This is a genomic window from Vulcanococcus limneticus LL, assembly GCF_002252705.1.
Taxonomy (GTDB): domain Bacteria; phylum Cyanobacteriota; class Cyanobacteriia; order PCC-6307; family Cyanobiaceae; genus Vulcanococcus; species Vulcanococcus limneticus.
Window position 1 is genome coordinate 1 of record NZ_NQLA01000039.1, and the last position, 19,802, is coordinate 19,802.

Below are 19,802 nucleotides of genomic sequence, written 5' to 3' on the forward strand. Positions count from 1 at the left end.
ACTGAGCCACCAGCTTGCGACGCTAGAGGCCAATCCAGGCTTAAAGAATATTGGCTGATCTAAGCGGGCACTCAAGCCTCTATTGTCCAGAGTTTCCATAGTTGTCGGTGGGCTTGGCCGTGAAATGGGTGGGGCCCGATGGCAGGGAACGGGGCCTCTGGCCGGAGAGCTGGCTGTCCCCCGGCTGTGCCGTCCGGCTCCTGGAGCGATGGGTCCCGGACCGATCCCAGCCCCGGCCTGATGTGGTCTGGCCGTCCTGCTGCCTTCCTGCTGGGGGCGGAAGCTCGGGCGGCCTGGGGGGAGGAGCCTGCAGCGGCTGGAGCAGGGGAGCCGACACGGCCGGGGTCCACTCGCTCAGAGGCGTCCAGATGCGCTGCACCAAGGTGCCGTCATAGGCCCAGCGACCGCTCCGTAGATAGTCCACATCACCGCCCCCTTGCCACTGAATCAGCAGGAAGAACGCGACGATCAGCCCTGGATAGGAGTACCAGGCCCAGGTGAGTCCCCGCTTGCCCCGGAGGGTCTGCCAGTAGGCCCGCTCCGAATCGATGTCGAGGCAGGGGACCTGACACGCCACACAGGCGCTCTGGGTCTTGCCCTGGTCACCGACGGTGCGACACATGGACTGGGTGACCCGGCCGCCGTTGCCGAGATGGGCGGGGCTACCGAACAGGCTGCGGGGACCCGTGAGCACGGTCTGCACGGGCCCCATGGGGCAGACGTAGTGGCACCAGGCCTTGCCGCCGTAGGCCCAGCCCACCAGAACGGCCGCGAGCACCGTGATCAGCAGGAACAGGCCCAGACCCAGGGGACTGCTGTTGACCACGAGCAGACGCAGGCAGAGCCCAGCGATGAACAGGGTCCACTGCAGCTCGATGTGGTGTCGCCCCAGCCAGGAGTCGGGACTCACCTTCACCACATCGCGGCGCCCCCCCTTGCCCACCACCGTGCGCTGCCAGCCCATGGCGCGGAACAGCTGGGACACGAAGGCCAGCGGGCAGATCCGTCGCCAGACCTCGTGGCTCATCGCCACGATCGTCAGAAGCCCGAGCGGCACGACAACCCCCCAGAACAGGCGGTTGCCGTCGTTGTCATACAGCTCGCAGGGGCCGGTGGGCGCACAGAGCTCCATCCGGCCCGGATGCCCGTCGAAGTCGATGGGGGGACCCAGCAGGGACGCGATCAGCGCCAGCCAGCCGATGAGCAGGACCAGACGCAGCCCATGGGCCTGCCGTTCAGACCAGGAACTGAACAGTTGCAAAACGGGGGACTCAAGAAGTCAATAACTGACCTCCCGGGCCCGTCATCGGGCTTGAGCGTGGGAGGCAGCGGGGCAAACCCTTGCATGATCGCCCCGCATTCGCAAGCTTCTTCGACTGGTCTCATCCAGTCACATTTTTGCCCACGGGCCCAGCGGGCCGCCCCTGGCCCCGAGCTACAGCCCCTCGTATCGCACGTTGAGGTTGAGCTTGCCTGGGCCCAGGCTGGTGCTCTGGAGCACCAGGGCCGCCTTCTTGCCGGCGGGGGTGCCGTCCACCGTGACGTTCTCCGGGGGGTCCAGCACCAGGTTGAAGCCCCAGGGCCCCACCACCGTGTTGATGGTGCGTTCCTTGTAGCCCTGGATGGCGAGGCTGGTGCGGACCTGGGCCAGCAGGGCCTCGGGGCTACCGCCCACCTGGCCGTTGAGGCTGGCCTGGCCGAGGGCGTTGGCGGCGTAGAGGCTGGAGAGGGAGCCCGGCAGCTTCAGCCACTTGAGCAGCGTGGGGGCAGGGGTGGCCAGGGCCGGACTGGCGCTGGCCAGGAGCAGCAGGGCGGTGGCGGCCCAGCGGCGGATGGGGACCATGGCAGAGCAAGGGCGGATCCAGCCCGCACCCTATTCAGATCCCCGGCCGCGGACCACCGCCGCCCCAGGTGGTGCACATCGCCGCCGTGCGGCCGGAGGCCGTCAGCTGGACGCAGTCCAGGTGGCTGGCCCGGGGACGGTTCAGGAGCAGGTCGGTGTGCAGGGGCGATCCGAGCCAGCGCTGCAGCACCACGGCCGGATCGATGGCACGGGCACCCGGGCAGGCGATCAGTTCACTGACCGGAGTCAGGCCGGCGGAGCGGCCAGGCTCCTGCAGCAGGGCCTGCCAGCGCTGGCGGTCATGGTCGCAGTCGCCGCTGGCCAGGATGCGGCGCAGCACCGGGGCCAGATGGCGGCAGTTGCGTTCCGCCAGTTCCGCGGGCAGCGGGGAGAAGGGGGGCCGCCCCGCCTGCCGCCGCGCCCCGTTGACCGCCTCGACCAGGGTGGTGTCCGGCCGGGCGGGACAGGCCAGGCTCAGCTGCGGTGTGAGGGCCGCGAGGGTGGCCTCCAGGGCGGGCTGGCCGGGCAGGGGCGTGGTGAAGCCGTCCACCAGGGGGCCCTCCACGAAGGCGCGGTAGTCGGCGGGGGTCAGTGGCTCCAGGGCCAGCACCCGGCCCTCGGCACTCAGCCGCAGCCGTTGCCCCTGGCCCACGGAGGTTGTCGGAGCCGTGGGCGCCGCAGCGGCGCTCCCCGAAGCCGTGGGTCCCGGCAGCTGTTCGACATCCACCTGGCCCTCGAGCACCGAGATCGTGGCCGCGCCGCGGCTGTCGAGGTCCACCAGCACGTGGGTGCCGCGCACGCTCAGGCGGGCCGAGCGCAGGCAGAGGCTCTGGGCCCCTGACAGCAGGATCTGACCTTGGTCGAGCAGGGAGCAGCGGCTGCCCAGGCGCAGCTGGGTGAGTTGATTCATCCGGCCCGACGCGCCGCCCTGGAAGGCCAGCTGGGCCCGGCTCTCACCGCTGCGCAACAGCTCCGGGGCCGTGGCGCGGTCATGGACCCGGGCGCGGCGGCGGTCGATCCACAGATCCGGGCCATCGAGGATCTCCTGCACCGTGGCCCTGGTCGCGGCGGTGGCCGCGCTGGAGGAGGGCCCAGCCGTGGCGGCGGCACTGGGCTGCTGCAGGGGCAGGGACGCCAGCGGCATCAGCAGGACCGCAGCCACGGCCCCCGGGGGCCAGCGGCGCGGCAGACGCGGGTGCAGGGACATGGTTGGGCCGGCCTCCGACCCGAGTGTGGCGCTGGCGGCCGCGAAAGGCAGGATCCGGCCCAGGGCCCTGCCCCCAGCGCTCAGCCCGCCAGCGCCGCCTGCAGCTCGGTGCGGGCCAGCTCCAGGGCCCCATCCAGGGCCGCGCCGTCGCGGCCGCCGGCCTGGGCCAGGTTGGGGCGTCCGCCGCCACCGCCGCCGCAGGCCTTGGCCACGGCGCCGATGAACTTGCCCGCTTGGAGGCCAGCGCCGATCACCGCCTTGCCGAAGGCGGCCACCAGGATCACCTTGCCCAGGTCGGCGGGGTCGGGCAGGCCGCCGAGCACCACGGCGGCGCCATCGCCCAGCTGATCCGCCAGGCCCTGGGCGGCGCTCTGCAGGCCCGCGCCCTCCACGCCGTCGAGGCGGGCCACCAGCCGCTGGAAGGGCTCGCCCGCTGGCGTGGCCCCCAGGGGCTCCGCCTGGGCCACGAGCGCCGCTGCCTTGGCCAGGGCCAGTTCGCCGCGGGCCGCCGCCAGGGCCTTGCCGGTGGCCTTGAGCTCGTCGGCCAGCTGGGCCACCCGCTCCACGATCTCGCCGGGCTGGGCCTTGAAGCGCTCGCCCAGCTGCTTCACCACGGCGTCGCGCTCATTGAGATAGGCGAGCACCGCCGGGCCGGCCACCGCCTCGATGCGGCGGATGCCGGCGGCCACGCCCGATTCGGCCACGATCTTGAACAGGCCGATCTCGGCGGTGTTGGCCACGTGGGTGCCGCCGCACAGCTCCATCGACACGCCGGGCACATCCACCACCCGCACCACGTCGGCGTACTTCTCGCCGAACATCGCCACGGCGCCGGCGGCCTTGGCCTTTTCGATCGCCATCTCCTGCACCTCGAGGGTGTGGGCATCGGCGATCCAGCCGTTGATCAGGGCCTCGATCTGCTCCAGCTCGGCCGGCGTCACGGCGCGGGGGCAGTGGAAGTCGAAGCGGAGGCGATCGAAATCCACCAGGGAGCCGGCCTGGCCGATGCCCGGATCCACCACCTGCTTGAGGGCCGCCTGCAGCAGGTGGGTGGCGGTGTGGTTCGCCTGAGCGCGGCGACGGCAGGTCCGGTCCACCTGGGCCGTCACCAGATCGCCGATGGCGAGGCTGCCCCGCTCGATGCGGCCGCTGTGCACGAACACGCTGCGGTTGCGGCTGACGCGCTCGATCGCCACGATCAACCCCGCGCCGTCGGCACCGTCGCCGGAGAGCACGCCGCGATCGCCCACCTGGCCGCCGCCCTCGCCATAGAAGGGGGTGGAATCGAGCACCAGCTGCACGCTGTCGCCCGCCACGGCGCGCTCGGCGGGCTCGCCGTTCACCACCAGGGCCAGCACGCAACTGGGGTGCTCCAGGGCCTCATAGCCCCTGAAGGCGGTGGCCTCCAGCTCGGCCGCCATCTGTTCGATCGCTCCCTGCAGGGTGAGATCCAGGCTCACCGCCGCGGCCTTGGCCCGCTGGCGCTGGGCCTCCATCGCCGCCTCGAAGCCCGCCAGATCCACCGTGAGGCCGTGCTCCTCGGCGATCTCCTCGGTGAGCTCCAGGGGGAAGCCGTAGGTGTCGTAGAGCTCGAAGGCCTGCTCGCCGGAGATCTGGCTGGGCTTGGCGGCCAGCACCTCGGCCAGCAGCTTCTCGCCCCGCTCCAGGGTTTCCAGGAAGCGGGCCTCCTCGCGGGCCAGCTCGGCCAGGATCACCTCGCGCCGCTCCCGCAGCAGGGGATAGGCGCTGGCCATCAGGGCGATCGAGGCCTCGCCCATGGCCGTGAGGAAGGGCCTGTCGATGCCCAGCAGGCGGCCGTGGCGCACCACGCGGCGCAGCAGCCGGCGCAGGATGTAGCCGCGGCCCAGGTTGCTGGCGGTCACGCCATCGCCGATCAGCTGGGTGATGGCGCGGCTGTGGTCGCCGATCACCTTGAGGCTGGTCTGGCCCTTGGCGTCGAGGGCGCGGTAGTCCAGCCCGGCCAGGTCCGCCGCCGTCTCGATCAGCGGATAGATCAGATCGGTTTCGTAGTTGTTGGCAACGCCCTGCAGGATCTGGGCCATGCGCTCCAGGCCCAGGCCGGTGTCGATGTTGCGGTTGGCCAGCGGCGTGAGGGTGCCCTCCGCGTCGCGGTTGTACTGCATGAACACCAGGTTGTAGAACTCGATGAAGCGGCTGTCGTCCTCCAGGTCGATGCCGTCGTCGCCGAGCTCGGGCTTGAAGTCGTAGTAGATCTCCGAGCAGGGGCCGCAGGGGCCGGTGGGGCCCGAGGCCCAGAAGTTGTCGGCCTCATCCATGCGGATGATGCGTTTGGGGTTCACGCCCACCCCGTCGCGCCAGATGGCCTCGGCCTCGTCGTCCTCGCGGAACACGCTCACCACGAGATTGGCCGGCGAGAGCCCGAACACTTCGGTGCTCAGCTCCCAGGCCCAGGTGATCGCCTGCTCCTTGAAGTAGTCGCCGAAGGAGAAGTTGCCGAGCATCTCGAAGAACGTGTGATGCCGGGCCGTGCGGCCCACGTTCTCGATGTCGTTGGTGCGGATGCACTTCTGGCTGCTGGTGGCCCGCGGTGCCGGCCGCTCCTGCTGCCCCAGGAACACCGGCTTGAAGGGCAGCATCCCGGCGATGGTGAGCAGCACCGTGGGGTCGTCGGGGATCAGCGAGGCGCTGGCGATCGGTTTGTGGCCGCGCTGCTCGTAGAAGTCGAGGAAGGCGGCGCGGATCTCGGCGCCGCTGCGGGGAGGGCCGGCCCGGCGGGCGGCGGAGGTGGCGGTGGTGACAGCAGCCATGGCCCGAAGCGGCGGAACAACCCTGAACAGGGCATGATCGCCCAGCACAGGTCCTGCCAGCGCCCCCGCCCGGCCCCACCAGCCCTTGAGCGAGACCCCCGCCGCCCCCCACCCCAGCCGCGCCCAGCTGCGCCTGCGCTCGATCGCCTGGGCCCTGGGGGCCGGCGTGGCGGCCCTGGCCCTGGGCCTGCCCCTGGGGCTGGAGGCGGGCCTGCGGGCCGGTGGCTGCGGCTTCTTCTATGGCCTGCTGGCCTTCCACCTGCAGCGGGTGGATCCCGACGACTCGCACCTGCAGGCGGGCCTGGTGGGGGCGGTGTGCGGCATCCACAGCCTGGGGCTGCCGCCGGTGGCGAGCTGGCCGGCGGACCAGCCGCTGGCAGCGGCCCTGGTGACGGTCGCGCCAGCTGTGATGATGGGGCTGCTTCGTGCCTGGCTGCCGCTGATCGGCGCCGCCTTCCTGTTGCACGGCACGCAACGCGCCCTGCCCGCCCTGCGGCCATGACCACGCGGCCATGACCCGCTCCCGCGGCACCCCCCACGGCCGTATCCCGACTCGATGAGCCTGCTGCATGCCACCTGGCTGCCCGCCGTGCCGGCGGGGAGTTTTGCCCCGGGCAAGGCCCCGGTGGCGGGCCTGCTGATCTGGGCGGATACCTGGCGCGTGGCCGAGCCGGTGATGCCCCAGGGCGAGGCGCCGCTGCATCCGCTGAGCCTGGATCTGGACGATCTGGCCACCTGGCTGGATGACAACGCGTTCTGGTCGGAGGCCCTGCGGCAGGCCACCGCCACCCTCACCCTGCCCAGCCGCCAGCAGGCGGCCAAGGGCAAGAAGCCCAGCGCCCAGGGCCCCTGGAGCGGCCTGCCGCTGCAGGCGGGCGAGCCCCTGCCCAAGGAGATCAGCTGGTGGCCGTGGCAGGTGGAGGGCTGGCTGCTCAAGCCCGGCCCCGCCGCCGAGTGGCTTAGCCTGCTGCCGCTCTCGGGCTTCGCCGAGGCTGGCCTCTCGGAGGACCTGCGCTGGTGGGCCCACCTGCAGCGCTGGTGCCTGAGCCTGATCGCCCGGGGCCGCTGGCTGCCCGATGCGGGCGAGGGCCAGGCCCGCTGGCTGCCGCTGCTCAACCGCGAGGACGACCGGCGCCGCCTGGAGGAGCTGGCGGCGCGCATGCCCCAGGTGGTGGCTGCCGCCAGCACTGACCCGCAGCTGGCCTGCGGCCGGCCCCGCTCCAACCGCCTGTTCGTGGCGGGTCTGGTGGAGAAGCTGGTGGACGGCCAGCTGCGCGAGGCCTTCCGGCCCGGTGGCGATGGCCTCGATCCGCTGCTGGCGGCCTGGGAGCAGGGGCTGGCCAGCCCAGCCGGCCAGCTGAAGCTCGACGAGGAAGACCAGGAGCGCCTGGCGATCGCCAGCCACCACTGGCGTGAGGGAGTGGCCGGCAAGGTGGCGCCGGCCCGGGCCTGCCTGGAGCTGTTCACCCCGCCGGAGGGCGAGGAGCTGTGGGAGCTGCGCTTCGGGCTGCAGGCGGAGGCCGACCCGAGCCTGCGGCTGCCGGCCGCGGCGGTGTGGTCCGCCGGTGACGGCAGCGTGGCCCTGGGCGAGATCCGCGTGGAGCAGCCCGGCGAGCTGCTGCTGGAGGGTCTGGGCCGGGCCCTCACCGTGTCGGCGCCGATCGAGCGGGGCCTGGATGCGGCCACGCCGGAGGCGATGCAGCTCACGCCCAATGAGGCCTTCGTGCTGGTGCGCAGCGAGGCGGCCAAGCTGCGCGATGTGGGGGTGGGCGTGGTGCTGCCCGCCAGCCTCTCGGGCGGCCTGGCCAGCCGGCTGGGCCTGGCGATCACGGCCGAACTGCCGGAGACATCGCGCGGCTTCACCCTGGGCGAGAGCCTGGAGTGGAAGTGGGACTTCATGATCGGCGGCGTCACGCTCAACCTGCGTGACCTGGAGAAGCTGCAGACCAAGCGCAGCCCGCTGGTGCAGCACAAGGGCGTGTGGATCGAGCTGCGCCCGCTGGATCTCAAGAACGCCGAGAAGTTCTGCGCCGCTGACCCCGGCCTCAGCCTCGATGACGCCCTGCGCCTCACCGGCAACGAGGGCGAGACGCTGATGCGCCTGCCGGTGCATGCCTTCACGCCGGGCCCGCGGCTGCAGGCGGTACTGGAGCAGTACCACCAGCAGAAGGCTCCCGATCCGCTGCCGGCGCCGCCGGGCTTTGCGGGCCAGCTGCGGCCGTATCAGGAGCGGGGCCTGGGCTGGCTGGCCTTCCTGCACCGCTTCGACCAGGGCGCCTGCCTGGCGGACGACATGGGCCTGGGCAAGACGATCCAGCTGCTGGCTTTCCTGCAGCACCTCAAGGCCGAGGGGGAACTGAAGCGGTCCGTGCTGCTGGTGGCGCCCACCTCGGTGCTCACCAACTGGAAGCGGGAGGCGGCGGCCTTCACGCCCGAGCTGGTGGTGCACGAGCACTACGGCCCGCGACGGCCGAGCACGGAGGCGGCCCTGAAGAAGGCGCTCAAGGGCATGGATCTGGTGCTCACCACCTACGGCCTGCTGCAGCGCGACAGCGAGCTACTGGAGGCGATCGACTGGCAGGGGGTGGTGATCGACGAGGCCCAGGCGATCAAGAACCACAACGCCAAGCAGTCGATGGCGGCGCGGGATCTGGGGCGCCCGGGCAAGGGCAGCCGCGGCAGCCGCTTCCGCATCGCCCTCACCGGCACGCCGGTGGAGAACCGCGTCAGCGAGCTGTGGGCCCTGATGGATTTCCTCAACCCCAAGGTGCTGGGTGATGAGCCCTTCTTCCGCCAGCGCTACCGGCTGCCGATCGAGCGCTACGGCGACATGTCGTCGCTGCGGGATCTCAAGGGCCGGGTGGGCCCGTTCATCCTGCGGCGCCTGAAAACCGATAAGTCGATCATCTCCGACCTGCCGGAAAAGGTGGAGCTGCGCGAATGGGTGGGCCTGGCCCCCGAGCAGAAGAAGCTCTACAACAAAACGGTAGAGGAAAGCCTCGACGCCATCGCCCGCGCTCCCCTGGGCCAGAAGCACGGCCAGGTGCTGGCGCTGCTCACCAAGCTCAAGCAGATCTGCAACCACCCGGCCCTGGCCCTCAAGCAGGATCCCGATCCCACCGATGCCGAGTTCTTCAAGGAGTTCGCCGCCCGCAGCGCCAAGGTGCAACGGCTCGAAGAGATCCTCGAGGAGGTGATCGAGGCGGGCGATCGGGCCCTGCTGTTCACCCAGTTCGCCGAATGGGGCCATCTGCTCAAGGCCCACCTGCAGCGCAAGTGGCGCCAGGAGGTGCCCTTCCTCTATGGCAACACCAGCAAGGTGGAACGCCAGGCGATGGTGGATCGCTTCCAGGAGGACCCGCGCGGTCCGCAGCTGTTCCTGCTGTCGCTGAAGGCGGGCGGCGTGGGCCTCAACCTCACCCGCGCCAGCCACGTGTTCCACATCGACCGCTGGTGGAACCCGGCCGTGGAAAACCAGGCGACGGACCGCGCCTACCGCATCGGCCAGCAGAACCGGGTGATGGTGCACAAGTTCATCACCAGTGGCTCGGTGGAGGAGCGCATCGACCGGATGATCCAGGAGAAGTCGAAGCTGGCGCAGGAGATCGTGGGCTCGGGCGAGGAGTGGCTCGGCGGGCTGGATGTGGGCCAGCTCAAGGACCTGGTGGCCCTTACAGAGGAGTGAGGCGCGCTGTGGTGGCCCTCACGATCGCGGCATCCAAGGTGCGGCTCCGCCGGCACGACGTCCGGGCCGAGGGATTCAACGCGCCGTGAGCGAGGCGGAGCGCAGGCCCCAGCTGGCCGCCAGCGCCACCCCACCACTCACCACCAAGACCGCCAGCTGTGGTGGCGCGACCAGGGGGCCAGACGTGCCGAAACCCAGGGCCAGCACACTGGCAGACACCCCGGTCCCCCCCAGGACCAGTCCAGCCCCGAGGCCACTCCAGGCGGGCGGCAGGGAGGCCAGGGCGATGGCGGTGAGGCTGATCAGAACGATGGCGTGGAGACAGCCCAGCAGGGGGAGCAGCACAGGAATCCAGCCCGCAGGCAGAACCAGCGCCAGGGCGAGCAGCACCGTGAGGGCGGCAAGGGAGGCCAGGAAGGCCTGCCGGCGTCCCCAGCGACTGACCCACCGGCCGGCGACGATGGCCACCAGGGCCGAGCACAGTTGAACCACGGGCGCTGAGCCCAGCGGTTGCACCCGGGGCAGGCCATCGAGCAGCACCTGCAGCACGACGCCGGCCGCCAGGGCGGTGACCAGCAGGCGAACACAGCGCTCCACAGGCGGCGGTGGCGACTGGGGCGGAGCGGAGATGGAGGAGGCAGCCGTGGGGGCGGGCCTCGGCAGAGTCCGGAGGACCACCAGGCCAAGACCCAGCACCAGGGCACCCAGCAGGAAGGTGCCGCTGGCGCCGAAGCGCAGGGCGGCCTCGGCCAGGACGCCGGATGAGGCCCCGATCAATCCCTGCACGAGGGCGAGCAGGGCCGTGGCCCGTGGAAGCAGCTGCAGCGACGCGGCCTGCTGAAGCAGGGCCAGGCTGGGGCTGGAGGAGGCCTGCACGGCCACCAGCCAGGCCACCATCAGAGCGGGGAGGAGAATGCCCGCCTGGCTGAGCTGTCCGCTGCCCAGCAGGGTCACGGCGGTGACGAACAGCAGCCCGGCCACCAGGACGGCGACCGTGATCGGCAGCAGCCGCTCATGGGTCCGCTCCGCCCGCCGGTCGGAGAGGGCACCGCTGAGGGGCTCGATCAGCAGACCCAGGAAGCCGGGAAGCAACGCGAAGGGCACCAGGAGATCGGAAAAACCGTGATCCCTGAGCAAGGCCGGCTGAAAGGCGCGGTAGGCGATCCAGCCCAGCTGGAGCGCCGCCTGGAGTGCCGCCACACCCCAGATGAGGCGCCAGTGGAGGCTTGCCGGCGGCGACGGCCAAGGCGCGGACGACGTCGTCATCGGCGGGCAGACACGCTCGTCCAAGCCAAGCACGAACGATTCCGACGTGGCGCCGCCGCGGTTCTCCGGCGGGTCGTCAAGGACACGCGACAGCAGACAATCAGCCGGCTATCGCGCGGTTTGAGGAGGTGCTGGCCCTTCTCGGGCAGGACTCCGGATTCACCAGGTGGCACGGACAGCGAGTCGGCCCCGCACCCCTGTCAGACCCGTCAGGCTCGATCGGTGACCCAGCGGATGGCGGCATCGTCCGCAGGGCCGAGGGTCGGTGGAGGCATCTGCAGGACCGTGGGCGCCTGGATGAGATTGAGGCGGGTGGGAACGTGGACCGGGGTGGCGTTGGGTGTCAGAAACAGCGAGCGGGCATCTATCAACTGTTCGCTGATACCGATCACGGGATTGGGCCTGACTGCCGCCTCCTCCAGGCGCGACAGATGGCATCGCCCGACGTGGCGGCCAGGGCCGCAGCAACGGCAGCTCTTAGCCTGGCGTTGATCCCGCAGGGTCGTCGTGACGCTGGAGCCCCACGAACTCGAGGCCCTGCGACCGTTCTGGTATCCGGTGCTGCCCCTGGAGCAGCTGGGTTCCGAGCCTCTCAGCCTCGATCTGCTCGGCCAGCGGCTTGTGCTCTGGCGCCTTGCAGGCGACGGTTCCGGTTCCGACGTCTCGGTGGCGGTGGCCGAGGACCGTTGCTGCCATCGCTCCGCCCGCCTCTCCGGGGGTTGGGTGACGGATGGGGGTTGCCTGGTTTGCCCGTACCACGGCTGGGAGTTTGAGGCGGACGGCCGCTGCCGCCGGGTGCCCCAGGAACCGGATCGACCGGTTTCCGCGCGCTTCCGGATCCGCGCCCACCGGGCCCGGCTGCGCTACCGCTACGTGTGGGTGTGCCTGGCGCCGGAGGCCCAGCAGCCGATCCCGGAGTTCCCCGAAGTCAGCGATCCGGGGGTGCGCCTGATCCACGGCTTCTTCGAAACCTGGCGCTGCTCCCCCTTCCGGGTGATCGAGAACGGTCTCGACAACTACCACCATTACTTCGTGCACCGCGGGCTGCTGGAGGCCACCACCCCCATCCCCGAACCGCTGCGGGATGGCATCGAACCCACCGCCGACGGCTTCCGCTTCAGCCTGCCGCTGGAGGTGGCCAACAACGGCAGCCTCAGCGCCACCCTCGACGACCACAGCCACCAGCTGACGGTGGAGCGGCGGGTGAGCTGGATCGCCCCCCTGGGGCTGAGCCTGGAGCTGGGCTGGCCCAACGGTCTGCGCCAGCGGATCGTGCTGTTCGCCGTTCCCCAGGACGGACGCGACAGCCGCATCGTGCGCTTCTACTTCCGCAACGACGACGAGGAGCAGGTGCCCGAGGCCAGCGTGACCCGTTTCGAGCGGGGCCTGATCGACCAGGACCGCCGCATCCTCGAGGGCATCGACGGGGCCTACGGGGCCGCTCCGATCCATGAGACTCTGATCGAGGCTGACCAGCCGATCGCCCTGATGCGCCAGCGCCTGCGTCAGCTGCTCAACGGCCCGGCCGCCACCGCTGCGGACGCGAGCCCTCCCCCGTCCCACTGACGCAGCAGGTCGATGGCATGGGGCTTGTCGTGGAACGGCACGGGCGTGCCGGTGATCTGCTCCAGGTAGCGGAAGTAGCGGTAGACGGGGGCATCGTTGACACTGGCGTTGCCCACGGGAATGCGCCCATCGGCCAGGCTCTCCATCTGGCTTTCGATGAAGGGCTGGTCCTCGACGCTGTTGTGGGTCGAGAGCTCCCGCAGGGAGGCGAGCATCGCCGGGTTCTCCAGCAGCAGCTTCCACTGCCCGCTCACGTACAGGCAGCCGCGCATGGTGGTGCTGCCGGCGTCGTCGGGCACGAACAGCACGGCGATATAGAGGCCGTGGTCGAGCTTGTTGAGCCAGAGGTTGGGCGGCCCCCCCACCTTCCAGTAGGCCTGCAGGCTCTCGCGGTACTGGGCATAGGTGACCAGCACCGAGCGCTCCCCGTCATCGCAGACCATGTGCATGCCGCTGAGGGTCTCCTGCCCCAGCCAGCGCCGCACCCGGTGCACCGCCTTGGCGATCCCGTGCACGTGGAAGCCGTGGGTGTGGTCGATGCCGCTGGTGATCACCACGGGCCAGGAGCCGATGGGATAGCGGTACTCGAAGAGGTGCAGGCAGTCGACGGCCGTGGTGTCGCTGAGCTCCCGCGCGTACTCGGCGGGCATGCGCAGCTCGTCCCGGGCCTGCTGCAGGGCGGCCGCGCTGCCGACCCCAGGCTGCTGGCGCGAGAACAGCTGGCGCGACACCACCACGAACACGAAGCCGTCCTGCTCGAAGGCCGGCAGGGTCACCAGGTGCTCCGCCTGCCCCGATTCCCCATGCAGGGTGGCCACACAGCGGCCGCTCTGATCGAACGACTGGAAGTGGTAGGGACAGCGGAACACCGAGCCCTCCACCTGAGGAGGCTTGCCGCCGGTGCAGAAGGACACGTGCCGGTGGGGGCAGCGGTCGAGATGCACCGAGACGGTGCCGTTGCGACCGCGCACCAGCAGCAGCGGCAGATCAAAGGCCCGGATCGATCGGGCCTGCTCGGGTGTCAGATCGACGCTCGGCAGCACCGGCCAGGCCACCGGCCGCTCCGAGAGCCAGGGGCGGTTGAGGTCGAGGGGCGAGACCGCCGGCGCTCCGCTGGACGGGGCGCCATCCGCTGGACGGGGGGGAGGGGTGGAAGGACCCATGCCCGGCTGGTGCACGACGTGAACCCTAGGGAGTCTGGGCTCCACGGGCACCTCACCCGGGTGCTCGCCGCCCTCGGCTGCGCGGCAGGGGCGGCGACGCCTCAGCCGTGCACGGGAGTGCACAGCTCCACCAGGCACCCATCCGGGGCTCTGACGTAGGAGACAACCTGGCCCCATGGTTTGTGCTGCGGCGCCGAGAGTTCGGCAGCCCCGCACTGGAGTGCTTGCGCGTGCGCCTGCTCGAGCGACTCCGTGACAAGGCCGATCTCCATGCCGAGCGGTTGGCCGACCTCACTCGCCCTGATGTAGCCGCCTGGCAGGTTGGATGCGGCCAGATCGTGGGACGCGAACGACAGGGTCGTCTCTCCCGTGTCGAGCTCTCCGTAGGTGCCCGACTCATGCAGGAACCGGCGCTTCAGGCCAAAGGCCCGTTCAAAGAAGTCCAACGATGCGGCAACATCCGGCACGTAGACGATCGTGTAGCCGAGCTTCACAGCAGGCCTCGCGTGCGGTCTGATCACAAGCCTAGGGCCGGCTGCATGCCACTCAGTAGTTGGTGCTGACTCGGACCATGACGGTGTGCTGCTTTGGATCCAGCAGGGCGAGCATGAAGTCGTTCACATCCTTGTTGAGTGTGGTACGAACGGTCTTGGGCGCATGCATGATGTCGGTGCCTGCCGTTCTGATCTGGTACCAACCGGTGGGCGGATGCGCCGGCATGGACTGACGGAACTGCGTCATCCGCTGCCCATCGGTGGGGTTATAGACAGACCCTTCTGGCTGGAGCGTCTCGCCCGACTCCTGGGCGAGCCTGATTCTGGCCGCACGGGCCGAGCGGATGCCCGCGAGGTGCTCCATGGTGGTTTCCGGTATCGGCAGCGGCTGCCACTGTCCGGAGGCCGCAACCTTGCGGGTCAACGCGTCGCCGTCGGCTTCGCTGAGCCCGAAGACCATCGTGATCCGGAGTCCCTCGCGGCCGAACCATCCGGGCTCCGCGGGCGTGGCTTCATACACAAGAGCCTTGGCAGCCGCTGGAATGCCGAACTGGCGCCGAATCACCCACTCGTCCGCCTGCCGCGTCGTGCAGCCGGAAAGGACGCCACAGCAGACCAGACCAGGGAGGAGAAACGACCTCATGGCGCTCCAGCCTGCAGAACCAGCCTGTGGGGGCGCGGCGATCATGCCCCGCGCGTCCGTTCATAGAGATAGCGCTGGAAGCCGGCGAACAGTTGGCCGATGTCCTCGGGTCGGCCGAGGTCGGCCACGGCATCGGCGATGGAGTTCTGGTAGCGCAGGCGCAGCAGGGGGGCGAGTTTCTCCTGGGCCAATTCCTGCACGCCGGTGCTCACGTAGTGCTGCAGCACGAAATCGAGGAAGAGCTGCTGCTTGCTGCTGAAGCGCGAGTGGATGTAGACGCGGGCCTGCTGGGCGCGGGTTTCGCGGGGAATGGGCGGCAGGGCGTAGGCCACGTGGGCGAGCACATCGAAGAGGTCGCTGTTCTCGGCGGCGATGATCGCTTGCATCTCGGCCAGCTGATCGGCGCCGAAGCCCTTCTCGGCCAGGCCCTGCAGCAGCTTGCTGCGGGTGTCGGGTGCGCTCCAGAGGGCGCGCAGCTCGGCTTCATCCTTCACGAATTCGGGCAGCTGGCCGTAGAGCAGTTCGATGAACTGCTGGGAGCTCATCGGCGTGCCATCGGGATGCCAGAAGCTGGTCACGAGCATGTGCTGGATGGAGCGCTCCTTGCCGTCGCCGAGCATGATGCGCAGCTTGGTGCGGCGGGGCGGCTCCGCAGCGTCGTCGCCGCGGCTGGGGTCGTCATCGCGCTCGGCTGGATCCGGCTTCGCCCTTGGGGTGTGCTGGTTGATCTCCTCCGGTTCCGGGGGATCGCCATCCCACGACGGATCGCTGAAGAGCTGATAGGCCTTCACGAAGTCGAGGATCGTGAAGTAGTCCTTGCCGTCGTAGAGGCGGGTGCCACGGCCGATGATCTGCTTGAACTCGATCATCGAGTTCACAGGCCGCAGCAGCACGATGTGGCGCACGTTGCGGGCATCCACGCCGGTGGAGAGCTTCTGGGAGGTGGTGAGGATGGTGGGGATCGTCTTCTCGTTGTCCTGGAAGGCGCGCAGCCAGGTGTTGCCCAGTTCGCCGTCGTCGGCGGTCACGCGGTGGCAGTAGTTGGGCTCGCTGCCGGGCTTCAGCTGGTTGATCAGGTCGCGGATGGCGAGGGCGTGCTCCTGGGTGGCACAGAACACCAGGGTTTTCTGGCGCGGATCGATCTGGCTGAGCAGGATCTCCACCCGCTGTCGCTCGCGCCGCTCGATCTCGATGATGCGGTTGAAGTCGGGTTCGGTGTAGCGGCGGCCGGCCTCCACCTCGCCCTCCACCACGGTGTCGTCGGGTGTGTAGACGTAGTCGTCGAGGGTGGTGGTGATCTGCTTGACGCGGAAGGGCGTGAGGAAGCCGTCGTTGATGCCTTCCTTGAGGGAGTAGGTGAACACCGGCTCGCCGAAGTAGGCGTAGGTGTCGGCGTTGTCGGTGCGGCGGGGGGTGGCGGTGAGGCCGAGCTGCACGGCGGGGGCGAAGTACTCGAGGATGCCGCGCCAGGTGGATTCGTTGTTGGCGCCGCCGCGGTGGCATTCGTCGATCACGATCACGTCGAAGAAATCGGGCGGGTACTGGCCAAACCAGGGCGCGGGTCTGCCGTCCGCCGCCGACCCGCTCATGAAGGTCTGGAAGATGGTGATGAACACGCTGGCGTTGGTGGGCACGCGGCCCTTCCTGCGCAGGGCATCGGGTTCGAGGCGGGCCAGGGCGTTGTCTTCAAAGGCGGCGAAACCGGTGAAGTCGTTGAAGGCCTGATCGGCGAGGGTGTTGCGATCGGCCAGGAAGAGGATGCGCGGCCGGCGCGTGGGCTGGCCGGAGAGGTTCCAGCGGGCCTGGAACAGCTTCCAGAGGATCTGGAAGGCGATCGACGTTTTGCCGGTCCCGGTGGCGAGGGTCAGCAGGATGCGGTGGCGGCCGGTGGCCACGGCCTCCAGCACCCGCGACACGGCGATGTCCTGGTAGAAGCGGATCTGCCAGCTGCCGCCCTTGTCGGCGTAGGGGATGGCGGCGAAGCGATCGCGCCAGGCGTTCTCGCCTGCGAAGCTGCGGGCCCAGAGCTCCTCAGGGCTGGGGAAGGCGGCCACCGGCCCCTCCTCACCGCTGGCCATGTCGATGGCGTAGACGCCGAGGCCGTTGCTGGCGTAGGTGAAGCGCAGCTGCAGCTTGCCGGCGTAGTCCTTGGCCTGGGCCACGCCTTCGCTGAGGGGGGCGGTGTCGGGCTTGGCCTCCACCACCGCCAGCTGGGTGTTGCGGTAGGTGAGCACATAGTCGGCGGTGAGGGGTTTACCGCGGCGGCCGCCGCCCTCGATCCGGCCGGGGGTGATCGAAAACTCGCGCCGGATGCGGCTGCCCTCCACCACGCCCCAGCCGGCGGCGGCGAGCAGCGGATCGATCAGCTCAGCGCGGGTTTCGGCCTCGTTCATGGGAGCAGGCTGCCTACGTGATCGAGCAGATCGGCACAGAGCTGGTTCCAGGCAGCTCTGTCGAGGTTCAAGGCATCCGGCTCATCGTCATAGCGGAGCCGCGATCCAAAGGGGGTGAAGTTCTCAAGCGATTGAAAGCGTGTTGGATCACCGCCGCAGTCGATGATCAACTGGCCAAGCAGAGACAGGTCATGGGTGCGTGGGTACTCCTCCTCCAGCGCCGAAATCCAGGCTTTCAAAGCCTTTTCTGTGGCCTGCTGAACATGGAATCCCCAGGAGGCCTCATCGAATAGATCGGTATCGAGCATGGATCTCGAAGCCTTGAGATCCCGCCGGGCAATGCGCAGCATCCGAGCCGCTTCGCGCTGGCGGTCAGATGGCATGGAGCTCTCTCCCGTAGCGATAGGCCTCGGTCACCACATGCTGGCTGTACTGACGCCGATCTCGAACTTCCGCATGGGAATAGACGAGTAAATCGATCGGAATCCGGTGTTGGGCCAGCTTTCGACTCAGATCCCCTGTTTCCTCAAACCGCGAATGGCTCGCCAGCCAGGCATCCGGCACCGTCACCAACAGGTCGATATCCGAATCGGGCCGTGCGGTACCTCGGGCGCGGGAGCCGAACAGGCGCACCTCAGCGCCGGGGATCGCCGCCTGGATCTCCGCCGTGATCGTGCGCAGCAGCGGCTCGTCCACCACGTAGTGATAGCTGGAGGGGCAAGACGAGGCGGCCATGGGGTCAGTCTGGTGCATCCGGCCGGCGATACAGCTCCACGCCGGCCCGCTCGATGTGCGCCAGCAGGGCGGGGTGACGGATCGAGGCCAGGCAGGAGAGATCGATCACCCAGGGCAGCAGCAGGTCGTCGAGTTCGGCATCGATGCGGGCTAGGGCGGCGGCACCGATGGCGGGGCCGATGAGGGTGAGATCGATGTCGGAGGCGGGGCGATGGCGACCCAAGGCACGGGAGCCGTAGAGGATCGCGGCTTCCACCTCGGGGTGGCTGGCAAGCACCTGCTGGATGGCCACGATCGCCGCTTCCGGCAGGCCGATGGCCTGCGCCGTCGCCAGGGGAGGGCGGACGGTCATGACGGCTCGACGCACAGGGCGGTGAAGCGCTCCCGCAGGGCGCCGAACAGGGGCGCGAAGCGGTCGACCACGTCGCGGGCGATCGCCTGGGCCTGCTCGAGGTTGTAGGTGTGAGACGACTGATTGCGAGCCTTGATCATCGCCATCCAACCCTCGCCATCGCTGATCAGATCGTTCTGGAACGCCAGGCGGGTGGCATCCCGCGAACCGATGATGCCCTCGATTCCCTGGTACTGCAGATAGTCCTTGAGCAGATTCCAGGCGAGTTCATGGGTGAACTCAAAACCCTGGATCAAGCCCTGCTGCTCCAGCTCGCTCAGGGGCCGTTGCCGCGCCAGGTCCAGACCACGCTCCAGCACTTGGAGGGCCCGCTCGAAATTGTCGAACCGCTGGCGCCAGCGGATGTCTGCATCGGCCATGGGGTCAGGCTAAGGAGGGTGGCCCCTGCGGCACCACGATCAGCCCCGAGGCCGGCTCGCCATAGGCCCGGCAGGGGCGACCGCTGGCCAGGTGGTGAGCCGTGAGGGCACAGAGGGCCGCATCGATCCAGTCGATGCTGGTGAGCGCTGCGGTATCGATGCCGGCCTGCTCCAGCAGGGCCCGGCGCTGCAGCCGTTTCTGGCGAGCCTCGGCGTTGCCGCCGCGCAGGTGCCAGGCGATGGCGTGGGGAAAGGTTTCGAAGCAAGCCGGACCGCTCGCAGGCAGGCCTGCGGCAGGCAAGCCAGCGAGCAGCGGATGGCTGGTCTCCAGCCCCTGGTAGAGCGCCTCACCCTGCAGCATCCAGCCGTAGTAGTTGCGGGGATGGCTCACAGCCACCGCGCGGCTGGGGGAGGCGAAGCAGAAGATCCCCTGCTGCATCAACTCACGCTCGCAGGGCCGGGCCCGGCCATTGCCACTCCAGCGGCAGGGCGCATCGATGGCGATCTGCTGGGCACCGATCACGGAGCGGCACCAGTGGCCGAGCTCCTGGACATCCGGGGTCGCCAGCTGGCCGGCGTAGGCACCACCGGTGACCGCCACGGCGTGGAAGCCCTTGCGGGAGCCGCCCACGTCGATGCCGATCACGGTGGACACAGGGATGGCGGCCACTCTCGGCATCCCGCCATGCTGATGGACAGGACGCTGGGCAACGCCGTGGAGGAGATCAGCTTTGCTGAAGCACGCCAAGGGGGCGGTGGTGATGTCGCGCGACACGTGCAACAGCCTGATGGAACGGTGCACCTGCTGCGCTCCCCGGCCAATGCGGCCCATCTGCAGCGGTCGCTGGAGCAGGCCGGGCGCGGGGAGCTCCTCTCCCATGGGCTGATCGATCCGGATCCGGCCGATGCCGTCGATTGAGCGGCTGGCCTGGACCACTGCCGCCTGGGAGGTCTATCTCCACTGGCAGAGCCAGGACCGCAACCAGCTGCGGCGCATCAACCAGCTGATCCATGCGTGCCTGCGTGATCCCTTCGCTGGCATCGGCAAACCCGAGCCCCTGCCGGAAAATCTGGCCGGCTGCTGGTCGCGCCGCATCGATGAGGCCATCGCCTGGTTTACCGGTTGGATGGTGAGCTTCTTGTCATACTGGCCTGCAGGGTTCACTACCGGTAAGACAGCGCGGCGAGGTGCCAGCAGGTCGCCTACGCAGCCGTCATGGCAGCGTCTGAACTGGTTGGATGGATGA

Annotated in this window: 20 protein-coding genes; 5 read left to right on the plus strand and 15 right to left on the minus strand. The window is 69.5% G+C overall.

The features are described from left to right. Positions 1–79: 79 nt before the first annotated feature. From CJZ98_RS13315 to alaS, 4 genes are all read right to left on the minus strand, one after another. Positions 80–1,261 carry a 4Fe-4S binding protein gene (locus tag CJZ98_RS13315; RefSeq protein ID WP_094591622.1) on the minus strand — a complete coding sequence of 394 codons (1,182 nt, stop codon included), beginning with the start codon at positions 1,259–1,261 and terminating at the stop codon, positions 80–82. A gap of 174 nt (positions 1,262–1,435) precedes the next feature. Next, positions 1,436–1,843: a hypothetical protein gene (locus CJZ98_RS13320; RefSeq protein WP_094591623.1), complete on the minus strand. Its 408-nt coding sequence runs from the start codon at positions 1,841–1,843 to the stop codon at positions 1,436–1,438. A gap of 34 nt (positions 1,844–1,877) precedes the next feature. Then, positions 1,878–3,050, minus strand: coding sequence for a hypothetical protein (locus CJZ98_RS13325; RefSeq protein WP_094591624.1), 1,173 nt, complete (start codon positions 3,048–3,050; stop codon positions 1,878–1,880). A gap of 80 nt (positions 3,051–3,130) precedes the next feature. Then, positions 3,131–5,839: an alanine--tRNA ligase gene (alaS, locus tag CJZ98_RS13330; RefSeq protein ID WP_094591625.1), complete on the minus strand. Its 2,709-nt coding sequence runs from the start codon at positions 5,837–5,839 to the stop codon at positions 3,131–3,133. An 85-nt stretch (positions 5,840–5,924) separates the two neighbouring features. On the opposite strand from alaS, the gene CJZ98_RS13335 reads away from it, so the two are divergent. Beyond that, positions 5,925–6,341: a hypothetical protein gene (locus CJZ98_RS13335; protein WP_094591626.1), complete on the plus strand. Its 417-nt coding sequence runs from the start codon at positions 5,925–5,927 to the stop codon at positions 6,339–6,341. Between the two features lie 54 nt (positions 6,342–6,395). Next, on the plus strand, positions 6,396–9,524 hold the full coding sequence (locus CJZ98_RS13340) for a DEAD/DEAH box helicase (RefSeq protein ID WP_094591627.1): 3,129 nt from the start codon (positions 6,396–6,398) through the stop codon (positions 9,522–9,524). Between the two features lie 75 nt (positions 9,525–9,599). Here CJZ98_RS13340 and CJZ98_RS13345 read toward each other — a convergent pair whose 3' ends face one another. After that, positions 9,600–10,790: a hypothetical protein gene (locus CJZ98_RS13345; RefSeq protein ID WP_157910989.1), complete on the minus strand. Its 1,191-nt coding sequence runs from the start codon at positions 10,788–10,790 to the stop codon at positions 9,600–9,602. A gap of 209 nt (positions 10,791–10,999) precedes the next feature. Then, positions 11,000–11,182, minus strand: coding sequence for a hypothetical protein (locus CJZ98_RS13350; protein WP_094591629.1), 183 nt, complete (start codon positions 11,180–11,182; stop codon positions 11,000–11,002). Positions 11,183–11,297: 115 nt separating this feature from the next. On the opposite strand from CJZ98_RS13350, the gene CJZ98_RS13355 reads away from it, so the two are divergent. Then, positions 11,298–12,356 (plus strand): aromatic ring-hydroxylating oxygenase subunit alpha, encoded by a 1,059-nt coding sequence (locus CJZ98_RS13355; RefSeq protein WP_094591630.1) that lies wholly within the window; start codon positions 11,298–11,300, stop codon positions 12,354–12,356. Here CJZ98_RS13355 and CJZ98_RS13360 read toward each other — a convergent pair. From CJZ98_RS13360 to CJZ98_RS13400, 9 genes are all read right to left on the minus strand, one after another. Then, complete coding sequence (locus CJZ98_RS13360; RefSeq protein WP_157910990.1) at positions 12,296–13,519, minus strand: Rieske 2Fe-2S domain-containing protein; 1,224 nt, start codon at positions 13,517–13,519, stop codon at positions 12,296–12,298. The genes CJZ98_RS13355 and CJZ98_RS13360 overlap by 61 nt on opposite strands. Before the next feature lie 101 nt (positions 13,520–13,620). Beyond that, the gene (locus CJZ98_RS13365; RefSeq protein WP_094591632.1) at positions 13,621–14,013 is read right to left on the minus strand and encodes a VOC family protein; all 393 of its coding nucleotides are present in this window, start codon (positions 14,011–14,013) and stop codon (positions 13,621–13,623) included. A 52-nt stretch (positions 14,014–14,065) separates the two neighbouring features. Beyond that, a complete protein-coding gene (locus tag CJZ98_RS13370; protein WP_094591633.1) occupies positions 14,066–14,656 on the minus strand; it encodes a hypothetical protein in 591 nt (196 codons plus the stop codon). A 41-nt stretch (positions 14,657–14,697) separates the two neighbouring features. Then, on the minus strand, positions 14,698–17,049 hold the full coding sequence (hsdR, locus tag CJZ98_RS13375) for an EcoAI/FtnUII family type I restriction enzme subunit R (protein ID WP_094591634.1): 2,352 nt from the start codon (positions 17,047–17,049) through the stop codon (positions 14,698–14,700). Then, entirely contained in the window at positions 17,046–17,432 is a 387-nt protein-coding gene (locus CJZ98_RS13380) for a HEPN domain-containing protein (RefSeq protein ID WP_094591635.1), read from the minus strand. Before CJZ98_RS13380 ends, hsdR begins: the two co-directional genes overlap by 4 nt. After that, complete coding sequence (locus CJZ98_RS13385; RefSeq protein WP_094591636.1) at positions 17,422–17,784, minus strand: nucleotidyltransferase domain-containing protein; 363 nt, start codon at positions 17,782–17,784, stop codon at positions 17,422–17,424. The genes CJZ98_RS13380 and CJZ98_RS13385 overlap by 11 nt, the downstream gene beginning before the upstream one ends. Before the next feature lie 4 nt (positions 17,785–17,788). Further along, positions 17,789–18,136 carry a nucleotidyltransferase domain-containing protein gene (locus CJZ98_RS13390; protein ID WP_108723306.1) on the minus strand — a complete coding sequence of 116 codons (348 nt, stop codon included), beginning with the start codon at positions 18,134–18,136 and terminating at the stop codon, positions 17,789–17,791. Beyond that, positions 18,133–18,555 (minus strand): nucleotidyltransferase substrate binding protein, encoded by a 423-nt coding sequence (locus CJZ98_RS13395; protein WP_094591637.1) that lies wholly within the window; start codon positions 18,553–18,555, stop codon positions 18,133–18,135. The genes CJZ98_RS13390 and CJZ98_RS13395 overlap by 4 nt, the downstream gene beginning before the upstream one ends. Positions 18,556–18,559: 4 nt before the next feature. Beyond that, positions 18,560–19,225 (minus strand): DUF429 domain-containing protein, encoded by a 666-nt coding sequence (locus CJZ98_RS13400; RefSeq protein ID WP_232756471.1) that lies wholly within the window; start codon positions 19,223–19,225, stop codon positions 18,560–18,562. Between the two features lie 21 nt (positions 19,226–19,246). On the opposite strand from CJZ98_RS13400, the gene CJZ98_RS18860 reads away from it, so the two are divergent. Further along, positions 19,247–19,474 carry a type II toxin-antitoxin system Phd/YefM family antitoxin gene (locus tag CJZ98_RS18860; protein ID WP_198537780.1) on the plus strand — a complete coding sequence of 76 codons (228 nt, stop codon included), beginning with the start codon at positions 19,247–19,249 and terminating at the stop codon, positions 19,472–19,474. Continuing rightward, positions 19,461–19,802, plus strand: a complete 342-nt coding sequence (locus CJZ98_RS19460) for a Txe/YoeB family addiction module toxin (protein ID WP_315855813.1) — start codon at positions 19,461–19,463, stop codon at positions 19,800–19,802. Before CJZ98_RS18860 ends, CJZ98_RS19460 begins: the two co-directional genes overlap by 14 nt.

What these genes read in the sequence shown, in the direction of transcription:
- CJZ98_RS13345 (WP_157910989.1), bottom strand. Translation starts at nt 10,790, where the DNA reads ATGACGACGTCGTCCGCGCCTTGGCCGTCGCCGCCGGCAAGCCTCCAC.
- hsdR (WP_094591634.1), bottom strand. Translation starts at nt 17,049, where the DNA reads ATGAACGAGGCCGAAACCCGCGCTGAGCTGATCGATCCGCTGCTCGCC.
- CJZ98_RS13325 (WP_094591624.1), bottom strand. Translation starts at nt 3,050, where the DNA reads ATGTCCCTGCACCCGCGTCTGCCGCGCCGCTGGCCCCCGGGGGCCGTG.
- CJZ98_RS13340 (WP_094591627.1), top strand. Translation starts at nt 6,396, where the DNA reads ATGAGCCTGCTGCATGCCACCTGGCTGCCCGCCGTGCCGGCGGGGAGT.
- CJZ98_RS13320 (WP_094591623.1), bottom strand. Translation starts at nt 1,843, where the DNA reads ATGGTCCCCATCCGCCGCTGGGCCGCCACCGCCCTGCTGCTCCTGGCC.
- alaS (WP_094591625.1), bottom strand. Translation starts at nt 5,839, where the DNA reads ATGGCTGCTGTCACCACCGCCACCTCCGCCGCCCGCCGGGCCGGCCCT.
- CJZ98_RS13390 (WP_108723306.1), bottom strand. Translation starts at nt 18,136, where the DNA reads ATGACCGTCCGCCCTCCCCTGGCGACGGCGCAGGCCATCGGCCTGCCG.
- CJZ98_RS19460 (WP_315855813.1), top strand. Translation starts at nt 19,461, where the DNA reads ATGCCGTCGATTGAGCGGCTGGCCTGGACCACTGCCGCCTGGGAGGTC.
- CJZ98_RS13370 (WP_094591633.1), bottom strand. Translation starts at nt 14,656, where the DNA reads ATGAGGTCGTTTCTCCTCCCTGGTCTGGTCTGCTGTGGCGTCCTTTCC.
- CJZ98_RS13395 (WP_094591637.1), bottom strand. Translation starts at nt 18,555, where the DNA reads ATGGCCGATGCAGACATCCGCTGGCGCCAGCGGTTCGACAATTTCGAG.
- CJZ98_RS18860 (WP_198537780.1), top strand. Translation starts at nt 19,247, where the DNA reads ATGGACAGGACGCTGGGCAACGCCGTGGAGGAGATCAGCTTTGCTGAA.
- CJZ98_RS13385 (WP_094591636.1), bottom strand. Translation starts at nt 17,784, where the DNA reads ATGGCCGCCTCGTCTTGCCCCTCCAGCTATCACTACGTGGTGGACGAG.
- CJZ98_RS13360 (WP_157910990.1), bottom strand. Translation starts at nt 13,519, where the DNA reads ATGGGTCCTTCCACCCCTCCCCCCCGTCCAGCGGATGGCGCCCCGTCC.
- CJZ98_RS13380 (WP_094591635.1), bottom strand. Translation starts at nt 17,432, where the DNA reads ATGCCATCTGACCGCCAGCGCGAAGCGGCTCGGATGCTGCGCATTGCC.